This is a genomic window from Nonomuraea roseola (assembly GCF_039535395.1).
Lineage (GTDB): Bacteria > Actinomycetota > Actinomycetes > Streptosporangiales > Streptosporangiaceae > Nonomuraea > Nonomuraea roseola.
Map to the genome: position 1 here is coordinate 3,445,010 of NZ_BAAAXC010000015.1, position 14,526 is coordinate 3,459,535.

Here is a 14,526-nt window from a genome sequence, read left to right on the forward strand (position 1 = left end):
CTGGGTCATGACCTGGGCATGTGTGTCGCTGGCTTGCACTCGACAGGGTAGAGTGCTAAACAGTTCGTTGGCACTCTCGTTGTGAGAGTGCCAGCAACTGGGATCGAGACGATGGGGTCCGCCGAATGGAGTCGGACCCATGCCGTCGCGGGCGTCGGCTCGGTCCGCTGAAAGCCACCCTGCATCTGGGAGGTCTAGCCTTATGGCAGCCAAGATGATCGCGTTTGACGAGGACGCCCGGCGCGGTCTCGAGCGCGGTATGAACCAGCTCGCCGACGCCGTCAAGGTGACCCTCGGCCCCAAGGGCCGTAACGTCGTGCTGGAGAAGAAGTGGGGCGCTCCCACGATCACCAACGATGGTGTATCCATCGCCAAGGAGATCGAGCTCGAGGACCCGTGGGAGAAGATCGGCGCTGAGCTGGTCAAGGAAGTCGCCAAGAAGACGGACGACGTCGCGGGTGACGGCACCACCACCGCCACCGTGCTCGCCCAGGCGCTGGTCCGTGAGGGCCTTCGCAACGTCGCCGCCGGCGCCAACCCGATGTCCCTGAAGAAGGGCATCGAGGCGGCCGTCGAGCGCGTCAGCGAGGAGCTCTCCAAGCTGGCCAAGGACGTGGAGACCAAGGAGCAGATCGCTTCGACGGCCTCCATCTCCGCCGGTGACGTCGAGATCGGCAACCTCATCGCCGAGGCGATGGACAAGGTTGGCAAGGAAGGCGTCATCACCGTCGAGGAGAGCAACGCTTTCGGCCTCGAGCTCGAGCTCACCGAGGGCATGCGCTTCGACAAGGGTTACAACTCCGGTTACTTCGTGACCGACCCCGAGCGTATGGAAGCTGTCCTTGAGGACCCCTACATCCTCATCGTCAACTCCAAGGTCTCGGCGAACAAGGACCTGCTGCCCCTGCTCGACAAGGTCGTGCAGGCCGGCAAGCCGCTGCTGATCATCGCTGAGGACGTCGAGGGCGAGGCTCTGGCCACCCTGGTCGTCAACAAGATCCGCGGCCTGTTCCGCTCCGTGGCCGTCAAGGCTCCGGGCTTCGGTGACCGTCGCAAGGCCATGCTGGGTGACATCGCGACCCTGACCGGTGGTCAGGTCATCGCCGAGGAGGTCGGTCTCAAGCTCGAGTCCGCCACCCTCGACCTGCTGGGCCGCGCGCGCAAGGTCGTCGTCACCAAGGACGAGACCACCATCGTCGACGGTGCCGGTGACGCCGAGCAGATCGCGGGACGGGTCAACGAGATCCGTGCCGAGATCGAGCGCACCGACTCCGACTACGACCGCGAGAAGCTCCAGGAGCGCCTGGCCAAGCTCGCCGGTGGCGTCGCCGTCATCAAGGCGGGTGCCGCGACCGAGGTCGAGCTCAAGGAGCGCAAGCACCGCATCGAGGACGCCGTTCGCAACGCGAAGGCGGCCGTCGAGGAGGGCATCGTCCCCGGCGGTGGCGTGGCGCTGCTGCAGGCCGGCACCAAGGCGTTCGACAAGCTCGAGCTGTCGGGCGACGAGGCCACCGGTGCGGCGATCGTGCGCAAGGCTCTCGAGGAGCCGCTGAAGCAGATCGCGATCAACGCCGGCCTCGAGGGCGGCGTCGTGGTGGAGAAGGTCCGCAACCTGACTCCGGGTGAGGGCCTCAACGCCGCGACCGGCGAGTACGTCAACATGTTCGAGTCGGGCATTCTCGACCCGGCCAAGGTGACGCGCTCCGCGCTGCAGAACGCCGCCTCCATCGCGGCGCTGTTCCTCACCACCGAGGCTGTCATCGCCGAGAAGCCGGAGAAGAACCCGGCTGCTCCCGCGGGCATGCCCGGCGGCGGAGACATGGACTTCTAAGTCCGCAACAAAAGAGGGCGACCCTTCGGGGTCGCCCTTTTTCGCGCATACCGCAGTATGCTTCGTTCATGGCTGACACGACCCGCATCACGGTCACCCTCCCTGCCGAACAGGTGGCAGAGCTGAAGAAGCTCACCGACAACGTCTCCGGCTACGTGGCTGAGGCGGTTGCTCGTCAGCTCAGGCATCAGTTGCGCGGCGCCGAGTTGCAGCGGTACCAGGAGCAGCACGGCGAGTTCACCGACGAGGAGATGGCGGAGGCCACCGCGCGTATCTTCGGCGCCACGGCCTCCCGTGGTTCGGCGGATGCGTCTTGATCGGCCACATCGAAACGATCGTTCTCGACGCCGAGGGTTTGTCCGCATGGATGGCACAGGATCGGAAGGTCATCGCCATGATGCGGGTATTCCAGGAGATCGGCAGCGAATTCGTCATCAGTGCGAACACCATCGTCGAGGTCAGCCATGCGCGAGTGAACCTGCAGCGACTGCAGTGGGCGCTTTCGCTGGTCAAGGTGGAGCCCGTCACTGAGGCCTCTGCGAAGGCGGCGGCGAAGCTTCTCAAAGCGGCCGGACTGCACGGCCACAAGTACGCCATCGACGCGTCCGTCGCCGAGGTGGCTCTGCGTCAGCCAGGGCCTGTCGCCATGCTCACATCCGACCTGGATGACATGGCACGGCTGTGCGACGGCAGAGTTCGACTCATCGGCTGCTGGGGAGGGGCTTGACCCAGCGGCCCCACTCCGGCTGCCTGGAGTAGCCCGCGGCGCTCCACGCGTGATGGGCCGGCACGTTGTCGTCGAGCACCATCGCGTCGGCCCTGAAGGCCCCGAAGGCCGCGAAGCGCTCCTCGGCGGCGGCGAGCAGGGTGGTCGCGATGCCCCTGCGCCGGTGCCCTGGATGGACGGCCAGGCGGTACAGATGCGCCCGCCAGCCGTCCCAGCCCGCGATCAGCGTGCCGACCAGGTGGCCGTCGTCCTCGGCGAGCAGCAGGGCCTCGGGGTCGCGCTCCACCAGCGCCACGACCTTGTCCGCCGAGTCGTGGCGGTCGGTGCCCTCGGCGGCCACCAGCCAGAACGCCAGGACGGCGGGGATGTCGTCCGCTCCGCCGAACCGTACTTTCACCTCAGACCTGCTCATGCCCCGCGAAGCTACCAGAGCAGGGCGGTGAGGGCCCCGGGGTGGGTCCCCGGGGCGCGGGCGTCCTATGCCAGCTGGGCGGGGAGCGGCTTGGCGTGCAGGACGGTCAGGGAGGAGACCGCGCGGGTCAGCACCACGTACAGGCGGGCCAGGCCGCGCGGCTCGGCCGCGACGATGTCGGAGGGCTCGACCACGATGACGTGGTCGTACTCCAGACCCTTGGCCAGGGTGGCGGGGATGACCAGCAGGCGGTGCTCCTCGGTGGAGTCGGGGCCGAGGACGGCGTGCGGAAGGACGGCGAGCTCCTGGGACACCGTCTCGACGAGGGAGTCGGGGACGATGACGCCGATCGAGCCCTCCCTGGCGAGCGCCTCACGGACGGCTTCGAGGACCTGGCCGTCCTGCCGTACTGACAGGGAGCCGAGGCCGGGACGAAGGGAACGAGGGGCGGCGAGGTCGGGGGCGATCGAGGGGAGCAACTGGGCGGCGTAGTCGAGCACCTCGCGGGGGACGCGGAAGCCCAGCGTGAGCTCGGTGACCTCGCCCGCCTCCTGGCCGAGGTGCTGGAGCACGCTCTTCCACGAGCGGGTGGACCAGGGGGTGGTGCCCTGGGCGAGGTCACCCAGGACGGTCGCCGAGCCGTTGCGGCAGCGCCGCCCCAGCGCCCGCAGCTGCATCTCCGACAGGTCCTGCGCCTCGTCCACGACCAGGTGGCCGAGGGAGGGGGTGCGCTCGATCAGGTCGGCCAGCTCGTCGAGCAGGGCGGCGTCGGCCGCGGACCACTTGGCGGACTTCCACGAGCGGTGGGGCTTGCTCCAGACCAGCAGGTCCTGCTCCTCCTGGGACAGGTCCGACCTGGCCGCCGCGGCCAGGAAGTCGGGGTCCGACAGCAGGCGGTGGAGCACCTGGGCGGGGGTCAGCTTGGGCCACACCGACTCGACCAGCTGCTTGACCGGCTTCGACCTGGCCACCGCGTCCTGCACCCTGTCGTCGGGGGAGTCGCCGCGCTGTTCCATCCGCACCAGCACCTGGTGGGCCAGGCGCTGGGCGAGGGCGGCGCGGCCGGGGCCGTACCTGGTGGTGCCGCGCAGCGAGGCGACCATCTCGCGCACCTCGTAGTCGGCCACCCTGAAGCGGTGGACGCCCTTGGTGTAGACGAGGCCCTCGGTGGGCTTCACGATGTGCAGCCAGAGCGCCCGCTCCAGCACCTTGGCCATACGGGCGTCGCCCTTGGCGGCCGCCACCTCGGGCCGCTCGGGCGCGTCGTAGGAGCCGAGCAGCTCGGCGACGGTGGTCTGGTCGACCTTGACCTCGCCGAGGGCGGGCAGGACGGAGGAGATGTAGGACAGGAACGCCTTGTTCGGCCCGACGATCATGACGCCGGCGCGGGCGAGCTTCTCGCGGTGGGTGAACAGCAGGTAGGCGGCGCGGTGCAGGCCCACGGCGGTCTTGCCGGTGCCGGGGGCGCCCTGGACGCAGACGGTCTGCGTCAGCGCCGAGCGGACGATCTCGTCCTGGTCGGGCTGGATGGTGGCGACGATGTCGCGCATCGGACCGGTGCGGGGGCGCTCGATCTCCTCGGTGAGGATCTTCGAGGGGCCGAGCTCGCCACCTTCGGCCAGGGGCTCGTCCTCGAAGGCGGTGAGGTCGCCGCCCTGGTAGCCGAAGCGGCGCCGCCGTACGACGCCCATGGGGTCGGAGGGGCTGGCCTGGTAGAAGGCGCGGGAGACGGGGGCGCGCCAGTCGATGACCAGCGCGCGGCTGCCGCCGTCGTGGACGTGGCGGCGGCCGACGTAGATCGTGGCGGGCAGCTCGTCGCCGGCCTCGAGCCTTCCCTCGAGGTTGTCCTCGAGGTCTTCCTCGGTGGCGCGGTCGAGCCGGCCGAAGAACAGCGGCGTGTCGGGGTGGTCGGCGAGCGCGGCCACGCGCTGGTCGAGCAGCGACTGGAGGATCTGCTGCGAGACCCAGTCGCCCGCGGCGTCCGACGACAGCGACTGGGCGTGTTTGCGCATCGCTCTGAGCGCCGCGCGGGACTCGGAGAGATGGGCTCGCTCGGCGGCGAGCACATCGGTGGGTATGTCGGGGGCCAACTGGTGTCCGGGCATGCGAAAGCGCCTCCCTATTCGTCGACGGAGGTGGTAAACAAGGCAGCGAATCGACTAGCTTACCGGCGAGGTCGGAGGCTTCCCATTCATTAATGCAGGAGGCAGTGTGAGGATCTCCCCGGTCATCCCGACCGTCGCCAGCCTCCTGCTGGCCGCCCTGTGGGGTCTGTCGGTCTTCGCCGGCTGGGGGCTCGAGGCGTTCTGCACCGACGGGGAGAGCTCGGCCGCGTGCGCGACGCGCCTCGACGTCGTCTCCACCGTCTCGGGGCTGTTCGCGGTCCTGGCGGCCTGCCTCACCGTGGGGGCGTGGCTGTTTCCGCTCAGATTCTGGGCGCTGATGGGGGGCGCGGTGCTGTCATGGCTGGCCGCGGCGGGTGTCCTGTTCTTCGGCGGGATGCTCGCCCAGTGATCTGCCGGGTGGTCGGTACGATGATCGGCGGCGCATCGCCCCAGTAATCGCAGGCCAAAAAGCGAAAAATCGGGGCATGTCTCGTTGATTCGGCGGATCATGGGGGTATGTGGCATCGCGACAGGTGTCGCCGGTAGGGGGTGGTCCAATTGTCGAAGGCCCGCGGAGTTTCGTGGACTTAGTGGTACGGCTCGCGCGAGACCCTTCGCGCGAGCCCTTTCACCGGTGGACGTCGTCGGCACCTCACCGCTGGACGTCGTCAGCGCCTCACTGGTGGACGTCGTCGGCGCCTCACTGGTGGACGTCGTCGGCGTCGATGATCTGGTAGGCGTAGCCCTGCTCGGCGAGGAAGCGCTGGCGATGCGCGGCGAACTCCTGGTCGACCGTGTCGCGGCTGACCACCGTGTAGAAGCGCGCGCCTCCGCCGTCGGCCTTGGGCCGTAGCACGCGCCCCAGCCGCTGGGCCTCCTCCTGGCGGGAGCCGAACGTGCCCGACACCTGGATGGCGACGGCCGCCTCGGGCAGGTCGATGGAGAAGTTGGCGACCTTGGAGACCACCAGGACCTGCAGCTCCTTGTCGCGGAAGGCCTGGAAGAGCCGCTCCCGCTCCTTGATGCGGGTCTCGCCCTTGATCACGGGCGCGTTGAGGTGCTCGGCCAGCTCGTCGAGCTGGTCGATGTACTGGCCGATGACCAGCACCTGCTCGCCGAGGTGCCGCCTGACCAGCGCCTCGGTCACGCGCGTCTTGGACGGCGTGGTCGCGGCGAACCTGTAGCGCTCCTCGGACTCGGCCATCGCGTAGGCCAGGCGCTCCTCGTCGGAGAGCGTGACGCGCACCTCGACGCAGTCGGCCGGGGCGATCCAGCCCTGGTTCTCCATCTCCTTCCACGGCGCGTCGTAGCGCTTCGGGCCGATGAGGGAGAACACGTCGCCCTCCCTGCCGTCCTCGCGCACGAGCGTCGCGGTCAGCCCCACCCTGCGACGGGCCTGCAGGTCGGCGGTCATCCTGAAGATGGGTGCGGGCAGCAGGTGCACCTCGTCGTAGACGATCAGGCCCCAGTCGCGCGCGTCGAACAGCTCCAGGTGGGCGTAGACGCCCTTCCGCTTGGTCGTCATCACCTGGTAGGTGGCGATGGTGACGGGACGGATCTCCTTCTTGGTGCCGGAGTATTCGCCGATCTCGTCCTCGGTCAGCGAGGTGCGCTTGAGCAGCTCCTGCTTCCACTGGTGGGCGCTCACCGTGTTGGTGACCAGGATCAGCGTGGTGGCCTCGGCCCTGGCCATCGCGGCCGCGCCGACGATGGTCTTGCCCGCGCCGCAGGGCAGCACGACCACGCCGGAGCCGCCGTGCCAGAAGGCGTCGGCGGCCTCCTGCTGGTAGGGACGCAGCGCCCAGCCGTCCTGCTTGAGCTTGATGGCGTGGGCCTCGCCGTCGACGTAGCCCGCGAGGTCTTCGGCGGGCCAGCCCAGCTTGAGCAGCGCCTGCTTGATGTTGCCCCGCTCGCTCGGGTGGACCGCGACGGCGTCGGCGCCGATGCGCTCGCCCAGCATCGGCTGGATCTTCCTCGAGCGCAGGACCTCTTCGAGGACGGCGCGGTCGGTCGAGGCCAGGACCAGGCCGTGCGCGGGGTCCTTCTCCAGACGCAACCTGCCGTAGCGCGCCATGGTCTCGGCCACGTCGACCAGCAGCGCGTGCGGCACCGGATAGCGGCTGAACCCGATGAGCGCGTCGATGACCTGCTCGGCGTCATGGCCCGCGGCGCGCGCGTTCCACAGCGCCAGCGGCGTGACGCGATAGGTGTGGACGTGCTCGGGCGCGCGCTCCAACTCGGCGAAGGGCGCGATCGCCTTGCGACACTCGTCGGCCCGCTCGTGGTCGACCTCGAGCAGCAAGGTCTTGTCGGATTGGACGATCAGCGGGCCGTCATTCACAGGCTTCCCCCGGGGTTGGTACTGCTACCGCATATCCAACACCCGGCGACCGACAGTTAGTCCAGGTTTCCCGTGACTCCCAGCGCGATGATGACGCCGAAGCCCAGAACGACCAGCGCGACGTTGATGCCGATGCTGATCCAGGTCCACTTCAGCAGGTTGCGTGCCTTGTCCGGGTGCGTGTCGACCTGGCCGAGCGCGATGCCCGACATGATCGCTCCGGCGATGCCGCCGGGGGTGATGTAGCAGCTCAGCGCGAGCACGATGCTGATGACCAGCGCGACGATGGCATGCGTGCGCGGGCCCTGCTGGGGCGGCGGGTAGCCGTAGCCGTAGCCGGGCGGGGGCTGCTGGCCGTACGGCGGGCCGTAGGGCTGCTGCTCGCCCGAACCGTGAGGGCCCTGGTTGTACGGCGAGCCGTACGGCATCTGCTGGCCGTAGGGGCTCTGGTCGCCGGAGTTCTCTGGGGTGTAACCGCTGCTCACTGAGTCACCTTTTCGTTTTCTGGCCCGTCAACAGATATCACGAAATCAGGTGACAGTTCGGCGAGTCCCTAGAGAAGTCGGGCGCGCAGCGCCTTCCTGTCCAGCTTGAGCACGCTGGTCACGGGGATGTGGTCGGTGAAGTGGATCTCCCTCGGATATTTCACTCTGCCGACCCGCTCACGCGCCCAGGCGACCAGTGCCTCCTCGGTGGCCTCGCCGCCGGGGCGCAGCTGGACGAAGGCGACGACCTCCTCGCCGTGCAGAGGGTCGGGACGGCCGACCACCCCCGACATCACGACGTCGGGGTGGGTGTTCAGCGCGTCCTCCACATCGCGGGGGAAGACGTTGAAGCCGCCCCTGATGACCAGGTCCTTCTTCCTGTCCACGACGTAGAGGTAGCCGTCGTCGTCCATGCAGCCGATGTCGCCCGTGCGCAGCTCGCCGTCCACGACGGGGGAGTCGAGCCCGCCCCAGTAACCGAGCATCAGCGATCGGCCCGCCACGCAGATCTCGCCGATGTCGCCTGCCTCCACCTCCTCGCCCTCGTCGTCCCTGATCGTGATCGTGTAGCCGGGAAGGGGCAGGCCGACGCTGCCGGGCCTGCGCCTGCCGGGAGGGTTGAAGGTGGTGACGGCGCTGGTCTCGGTCAGGCCGTACCCCTCGAGGATCTGCACGCCCGGCATCCGCCGTTCGAACTCCCTGAGCACGTCGCGGCCCAGCGGAGCCGCGCCGCAGGTGAGGTGGCGCAGGTCGGGCAGCGCGGTGTCCTCGAGTGGCTCGGCGAGCAGCATCTGGAGCATGGAGGGGACCACGGTGCCGTACTGCACGCGCTGCTCGGCGGCCAGCGACAGGAAGGCCTTCGGGTCGAACCAGCGCATCAGGACGGCCTGCTGCGGCTCGGGGGCGTGCATGCCCGCGATGGTGACGATCAGGCCATAGGCGTGGGAGAGCGGGACGGGGACGATCGCCCTGGTGACCCCTGGCAGGTAGGCCAGGTCGAAGGCGTCCTTGGCGACCTGCCAGAGACCGCCGTGGCTGAGCATGACGCCCTTCGCCCTGCCGGTGGTTCCGCCGGTGTACATCACCGCGGCCAGGTCGGAGGGGTCCCGGGGCAGCGGGCCGTGCTCGGCCTGCTCCAGCTCGTCGGTGTCCACGAAGACCCTGATCCCCCCGCCCGCGGCCTGGACGGTCTCCAGGAGCTCCGGCGAGGTGACGACCGCGGTGGCGCCGCTGTCGGACAGGATGTGGCGCAGCTCGTCGGCGCCGACCAGGAAGACCACGGGGACCACCACGGCGCCCGCGGCCCAGACGGCCTGGTAGACGATGCCGACGTCGGGGCTCGTGGCCATCATCACGACGACCCTGTCGCCGGGGCCGACACCCGCCTCGATCAGGCCGCCTGTGACGCGTCTGGCGCGTTGGGCGAGGGTGTGGCTGCGGTGCCACTCCCCTTCGTAGAAGACCGACTCGTGGTCGTCGAACCGGTTCCACGACTCCTCGGCCAGACGTCCGAGCGTTTGTTCCTTCACGCCTCTCACGGTGATCCGCACGGGCCTCCGAGTCAACCGCCCAGAGTGATCATCCGTCCGTCGCTCGGGGGATCGCCGCTTCCGAGAGACTCCGGACGTCATCCCTCGAGGTCTCCGAGAGCCCTGGATCGTCTGGACGCGACAGAGGGATCAGGAGAGGTTGGAGACGCCGGTGATGCGGTGGAGGGCGAAGCGGTGGACGGCGGCGCGGGTCTCGTCGTAGGCCGTGAGGTAGCCGCCCTCCATCCGGGCCGGCTCCAGGATGCGGCTGGTGGCGTTGCCCTGGGAGTCGAGGTAGCCGATCCACACCCGCACCCCCTGCCTGATCGCCTCCTGCAGGGTGGAGATGGTGGTCGTGGCGGGACCGCGGGGCACCGCGCCGTCGGGCGCGTCCACAGGTCCGCGCCGCGCCTCGCCCGCCCGCATGGCCCGTACGGCCGCCGCCACCACGTCGGGATCGAGCCCGTTGAACGACGACACCGTCCTGGCCACGGGCACGCCCTCGGTCCGCCTGGTGTCGAGCTGGGTGATGATGACGTCCCCGTCGAGTGATTCGGCGACGGGCGCGAACCCCATCGCCCTCAGCGAGTCGACGAGCGAGGCCCTGGAGGTGCGCGAGGCGATGACCGTGGGAGCCAGGCGCCTGAGCCTCAGCGGGACTACGCGGCGGTCGGCCATGAGCTGGTCGAGCATGGAGGGGTCGTCGCTGCGGATGTAGGCGCTGGCCGTACCGACGCGCATCCTGCCGTGTCTGCGTGCCACGTCCGCCACCAGGTATGACAGCGGCTGCGGCACAGGGGTGGCCGAGTGGCGGGCGAGCATGGACAGCAGCTCGTCGGCCCCCTGACCGGCGTCGAGCGCCCGCCTGATGGAGCCCTCGCCGAACCGGTAGACGGTCGCCCCTCCCGTGGACTCCACGTCGGCGGCGAGCGTCAGCCAGCGGGCCAGGTCGCTGGTGAGCGGTCCTGGCGCGACGGCGGTGAGGTCGGCCTGAAGCAGCACGTGGTCGACGGGCTCGGGAAGCAGCGGAGCGAGGACGGCGGCGGCCTCCTTCGAGCCCGACAGCAGGGCGCGGCCGTGCGCCGACAGCACGCCGAGCCCGGTGAAGCCCAGCTGCTCGGCCTCGCGCAGGGCGAAGTCGGTCAGCTGCTCGCGCAGCGCGCCACGCCGCCTGGGCTGCTCCCACGCCAGCCGCCGCAGCACGGACTCGCGGGACGGCGCGAGGCCAGGGGCGGTGGCGAGCACGCGCAGCGTCGCCTGCCGTACCTCGGGGGCGGAGGAGCGGCGCAGGTCGGGGTGGAGGGCGTTGAGCAGGCGGTCGCGCTCGTCGCGTTCGCCCACGACGCCGGGCACCCTGTCGGTGTGCAGCCAGGTGACGGCCAGCGTGACCCAGCGCTCCTCCGTGGCCCTGACCCGCCAGCTGTCGTAGCCCGCGGTGGGCAGCCACTCGCCGTCGACGTTGCCGCCCGAGGCGATCAGGCCCGCCGCGTGTGCCACCTCGATGACCAGGGCGGCGGCCCATTCGGGCAGGTCGAGCTGGGTGGCGGTGCGCTTGAGGTCGCGCACGCCGAGGCCGCCCGTGCGCAGCACGCCCGGAGCGTCGAAGCTCCACCTCTCGCACAGCTCCTCGACCGCCCGCGTGAACGTGAACGCCTGGCCCGCCGCCGTCCTGTCGGCGAGGGAGCCGGGACGCTCCGCGCCCTCGAGGGGCGGCGGCACGGGGGACAGGTCGCGGTGCACGCGGCCTTCGCGCAGGTAGAGGCCGACCTCGCGGGGCAGCGCCACGCTGTCTTCTCCGGTGGCCGCGAGCAGCCCCCTGGCGAGCAGCTCCTCGATCGGCGAGCGGGCGGTGGCCAGGCGGACGGCCCTGCGGGCGTTGGGCACGCGGCCGCTCGGCGGCCCCCACGCCAGCTCCTCCAGCGCCTTCCTCGCCGGAGGCGAGACCTCCTCGACCAGCTTGGCGGGCTCGGCGAGCGCGGCGCGCAGCCGCTCCTTGCCGCCGCCCTCGGTGCCGGGGGCGATGTCGTCGGCGATCTCCTCCAGCTGCTCGGGCGGGTGGTGCCTGAACACCTCGGTGACGGGAGGGCCGAGCCCCGCGGGGTCGTCGAGCACCTTGCGCACGCCCGGTGCGAGGGCCAGGGCGTCGTCGGGGCCGTAGATCAGGGCGAGGGCGCGCAGGCGCTCCAGTGTGTCGTCGAGGGGGAGGCTGTCCTCTCCTGTCGCCCTGGCGAGCAGGTCGTGGAGGGAGTCTCTGGGGAGCTCATCGGGGTGGACGGCGAGCGTCTCGACCACGGCCAGCGCGAACCTGTCGAGCCGGTCGAGGGCGCGGCCGATCGCCGAGGGGCTGCCCGCCCGCGCGGCCAGCCCTTCGAGGTGGGCGGGGACCGGCGTGATCAGCTCGGGGCGCGCGGACACGAGCGCGCCGAGCTGATCGTCGGTGCGCTCCCTGATCCACTGAGTGAACTCCATCATTGCAATGGTATGTTCCTGCGGATTCGGGCAGCATGGCATGCGTGATCGAACGGGCCGACCAGCTCGTCCTGGACTACGTCAGCAAGGCGGCCGACGCCGCTCACGGTGTGCTGCGCCAGGACCACAGGCTCGACTTCGTCCAGCGGCTGCGGGCCCGCATCGAGTCGGAGCGGAGCGGCAGCGAGGACCCCAAGGTGGTGGCCAGGGTGCTGGCCACATTCGGCGATCCTGCGGCGCTCGTCGAGCGCGAGGCCCGCAGGCTCTCCTCCGACGGCGAGGTGCCGAGGATCCAGGCCGAGCCCGAGGTGCGGCCCGCCGAGAGCGACACCGCCGTCTTCCCCCGCGTGGTCGACGACGTCCCGCCCGGCGTGGCGCGCGGCATGCGAGAGGCGCGGGCGAGACTGGCCGGCAGGACCGAGCGCGGCCTGCCGTTCGCGGGCCTGCGCAGGGCGGTGATGGCGGGGGCCAACCCCATGGCCACGGGCGGCAGGGACGCCAGGACCGTGGTCAAGGGGCATCCGCGCGAGGTGCTGGCGATCGGGCTGCTCCTGCTGGCCGCGCTGCTGGTGCCGATGAGCCTCCCGTCCGTGGCGATCTTCCAGGTGCCGGTGATCGTCTGGGCGGCGGGCGCGGCGACCGTCCTGACGAGCGACAGCTGGTCCTTCAGGGACAGGATGATCGGGATCGGCGCTCCCATGTTCGGCTACGGCGTGGGCGGGGTGGTGATCGGCGCGCTGCGGGTGGGGGGTGAGAGCGGCTTCTCCGCCTTCCTCGCCCAGTTCTACGCGGTCAGCGGGATCATGTTCATGATCTTCACGGGTCTGGGCGTGGTCTGGCTCGCCTATCGCCTGTGGGATCTCAGCTGACCGGTGCGTGCGCCGGAGCGGGCAGCAGGCCGACGGCCAGCCGTACCCACGCGGCGACGAACTGGTCCTTCTCGGCGTGACCCGGTGTCTCGCCGACCGTCTCCTGGAACAGCCGGTAGTGCACGACCGCGCCGCCGAGCACCGCGCCGATGCCCGTCCAGTCGAGGTCGGCCTCCGCGTACTCGGGCTGGGCGCGGAACCAGCCGGTGATCGCGTCGAACATCGGCTGCAGCAGGCCCTCGCGCACGACCGCGACCAGCTCGGGGAACTGGCTGAGATCGCGGAAGAACACCCTGGTCAGCTCGCTCTCCTCGCGGACCTTCGCCAGTCCCGCCCTGCACACCAGGGACAGGCGCTCCTCGAGGTCGGCGGAGCCCTCCATGCTGCTGAGCTCGGCCAGGCTGTCTGCCACCTGGATGCGGGTGCGTGCGGCGTGCTCGTGCATCGCGGCGGCGAGCACCTCGTACTTCGACTTGAAGTGCCGGTAGAGGCCCCCCGCTCCTGGGGAGAGCCCGGCGGCGGCCTCGATCTCGGCCACCGAGGTGGCGGAGTAGCCCCGCTCCGCGAACAGCCTCAGAGCCTCGTCGACGATCCGCTCGCGCGTGGATCTGGTCATGTCGTTCCTAGTACCTCCATCTAATGAGGACGTGCTCATCAGACCGCCGCGACCCCTACGTGCCAGTCAGGGACCCGGCGGTGGTCCGATTGGCGCGTTTCTCATTAGTAAGGACCATAGTCGTTACGGTGACACGCGCCGGATCAGGCTCGCCACCGCCGAGCCGAGGACGAGCCACACCACGGCGGCCAGGCCGTAGTTCACCAGGACCTGCCAGCGCGCGTCGGCCAGCCTGAACAGGTCGGACATGCCGAGGGACAGCGTGGTCGCCACGGCCTCGACGAACTGGACGAGAGAGTTGGCCGGGTTGGTGGGGAAGATCCTGAAAGCGATGTAGAGGGCCAGGACGAGCGCGGCGGCCCTCGAGACGACCTTGACGGCCCACACCGCGATGTCGGCCGCGCGCTGACGGGCGGTCGGCGCCGGCCTGACGGCGGGCCGATGCGGTCGGGTTTCAGCCATGGCCGCTCCCTCCGATAAGTAATTCCTTTCTTCCCACTTCAACGCTTCCATACCAGCGACCGTTACTCTTCACGGGTGGGGAAATCAGTGGGGTTTGACCTTGATATGACGCTGGCCGACACCAGATCAGGTATCGCTGCCGTCTTTGACGAGCTCGCCGTACGGCTGGGCGTGGTCATCGACAGCGCGATGGTGATCTCCAGGCTCGGCCCTCCGCTCGAACTGGAGCTGGCCAACTGGCTGCCCGAGGAGGACGTCCCCGGCGCGGCGGCGCTCTTCAGGGAGCTCTATCCCGACGTCGCCCTTCCCGCGCACACCGCCATGAGCGGCGCCCACGAGGCGATCAAGACGGTGCGGGAGGCCGGAGGCGGGGTGATCGTCGTGACGGGCAAGAACGTCCACGACGCGAGAAGGACCGTCGACCTGCTCGGGTTCGACGTGGACGAGGTGGTCGGATCGGTGTTCGGCGCGGGCAAGGGCGGGGCGCTCGCGCGGTTCGGCGCGGACGCCTATGTCGGAGACCATGTCGCGGACATCGAGGCGGCGCGAGCGGGAGGCGCCGTCAGCGTGGGGGTCGCGACGGGCCCCTACACCGTGGGAGAGCTGCGTGATCACGGGGCCGATGTGGCGCTGTCGGATCTGACCGAGTTCGCCGCCTGGTTCGGCGACTGGAATTAGCG

Annotated in this window: 14 protein-coding genes; 6 read left to right on the forward strand and 8 right to left on the reverse strand. The window is 70.0% G+C overall.

What is annotated here, in order from left to right; all coding sequences use genetic code 11:
- Positions 1–202: 202 nt before the first annotated feature.
- The 3 genes from groL (at position 203) to ABFX55_RS39775 (ending at position 2,558) form a co-directional block, all read left to right on the forward strand.
- Entirely contained in the window at positions 203–1,831 is a 1,629-nt protein-coding gene (groL, locus tag ABFX55_RS39765; protein ID WP_346128427.1) for a chaperonin GroEL, read from the forward strand.
- A gap of 68 nt (positions 1,832–1,899) precedes the next feature.
- Positions 1,900–2,148, forward strand: a complete 249-nt coding sequence (locus tag ABFX55_RS39770) for a type II toxin-antitoxin system CcdA family antitoxin (protein WP_346128429.1) — start codon at positions 1,900–1,902, stop codon at positions 2,146–2,148.
- On the forward strand, positions 2,145–2,558 hold the full coding sequence (locus ABFX55_RS39775; protein ID WP_346128430.1) for a PIN domain-containing protein: 414 nt from the start codon (positions 2,145–2,147) through the stop codon (positions 2,556–2,558). Before ABFX55_RS39770 ends, ABFX55_RS39775 begins: the two co-directional genes overlap by 4 nt.
- On the opposite strand, the gene ABFX55_RS39780 is transcribed toward ABFX55_RS39775, so the two are convergent.
- Both ABFX55_RS39780 and ABFX55_RS39785 read right to left on the reverse strand, forming a co-directional pair.
- Entirely contained in the window at positions 2,533–2,970 is a 438-nt protein-coding gene (locus ABFX55_RS39780) for a GNAT family N-acetyltransferase (protein ID WP_346128431.1), read from the reverse strand. The genes ABFX55_RS39775 and ABFX55_RS39780 overlap by 26 nt on opposite strands.
- Before the next feature lie 65 nt (positions 2,971–3,035).
- Positions 3,036–5,075, reverse strand: a complete 2,040-nt coding sequence (locus ABFX55_RS39785) for a HelD family protein (RefSeq protein WP_346128433.1) — start codon at positions 5,073–5,075, stop codon at positions 3,036–3,038.
- Positions 5,076–5,181: 106 nt separating this feature from the next.
- On the opposite strand from ABFX55_RS39785, the gene ABFX55_RS39790 reads away from it, so the two are divergent.
- Positions 5,182–5,484: a hypothetical protein gene (locus tag ABFX55_RS39790; RefSeq protein ID WP_346128435.1), complete on the forward strand. Its 303-nt coding sequence runs from the start codon at positions 5,182–5,184 to the stop codon at positions 5,482–5,484.
- 291 nt (positions 5,485–5,775) lie between these two features.
- Here the strand turns inward: ABFX55_RS39790 and ABFX55_RS39795 are convergent, their stop codons facing one another.
- The 4 genes from ABFX55_RS39795 to ABFX55_RS39810 form a co-directional block, all read right to left on the reverse strand.
- Positions 5,776–7,416 carry a DNA repair helicase XPB gene (locus ABFX55_RS39795; RefSeq protein ID WP_346128436.1) on the reverse strand — a complete coding sequence of 547 codons (1,641 nt, stop codon included), beginning with the start codon at positions 7,414–7,416 and terminating at the stop codon, positions 5,776–5,778.
- 56 nt (positions 7,417–7,472) lie between these two features.
- On the reverse strand, positions 7,473–7,901 hold the full coding sequence (locus ABFX55_RS39800) for a hypothetical protein (protein WP_346128437.1): 429 nt from the start codon (positions 7,899–7,901) through the stop codon (positions 7,473–7,475).
- Positions 7,902–7,969: 68 nt separating this feature from the next.
- The gene (locus tag ABFX55_RS39805) at positions 7,970–9,430 is read right to left on the reverse strand and encodes a class I adenylate-forming enzyme family protein (RefSeq protein WP_346128439.1); all 1,461 of its coding nucleotides are present in this window, start codon (positions 9,428–9,430) and stop codon (positions 7,970–7,972) included.
- A 150-nt stretch (positions 9,431–9,580) separates the two neighbouring features.
- Complete coding sequence (locus tag ABFX55_RS39810) at positions 9,581–11,899, reverse strand: helicase-associated domain-containing protein (RefSeq protein ID WP_346128441.1); 2,319 nt, start codon at positions 11,897–11,899, stop codon at positions 9,581–9,583.
- A gap of 44 nt (positions 11,900–11,943) precedes the next feature.
- On the opposite strand from ABFX55_RS39810, the gene ABFX55_RS39815 reads away from it, so the two are divergent.
- Positions 11,944–12,768, forward strand: a complete 825-nt coding sequence (locus tag ABFX55_RS39815) for a hypothetical protein (RefSeq protein ID WP_346128442.1) — start codon at positions 11,944–11,946, stop codon at positions 12,766–12,768.
- Here the strand turns inward: ABFX55_RS39815 and ABFX55_RS39820 are convergent.
- Together ABFX55_RS39820 and ABFX55_RS39825 are read right to left on the reverse strand one after the other, a co-directional pair.
- On the reverse strand, positions 12,761–13,384 hold the full coding sequence (locus tag ABFX55_RS39820) for a TetR/AcrR family transcriptional regulator (protein ID WP_346128444.1): 624 nt from the start codon (positions 13,382–13,384) through the stop codon (positions 12,761–12,763). The two genes, ABFX55_RS39815 and ABFX55_RS39820, sit on opposite strands and share 8 nt — an antisense overlap.
- Positions 13,385–13,507: 123 nt before the next feature.
- Positions 13,508–13,846 (reverse strand): hypothetical protein, encoded by a 339-nt coding sequence (locus tag ABFX55_RS39825; protein ID WP_346128446.1) that lies wholly within the window; start codon positions 13,844–13,846, stop codon positions 13,508–13,510.
- An 87-nt stretch (positions 13,847–13,933) separates the two neighbouring features.
- On the opposite strand from ABFX55_RS39825, the gene ABFX55_RS39830 reads away from it, so the two are divergent.
- Positions 13,934–14,524: an HAD family hydrolase gene (locus ABFX55_RS39830; protein WP_346128448.1), complete on the forward strand. Its 591-nt coding sequence runs from the start codon at positions 13,934–13,936 to the stop codon at positions 14,522–14,524.
- Positions 14,525–14,526: the final 2 nt, after the last annotated feature.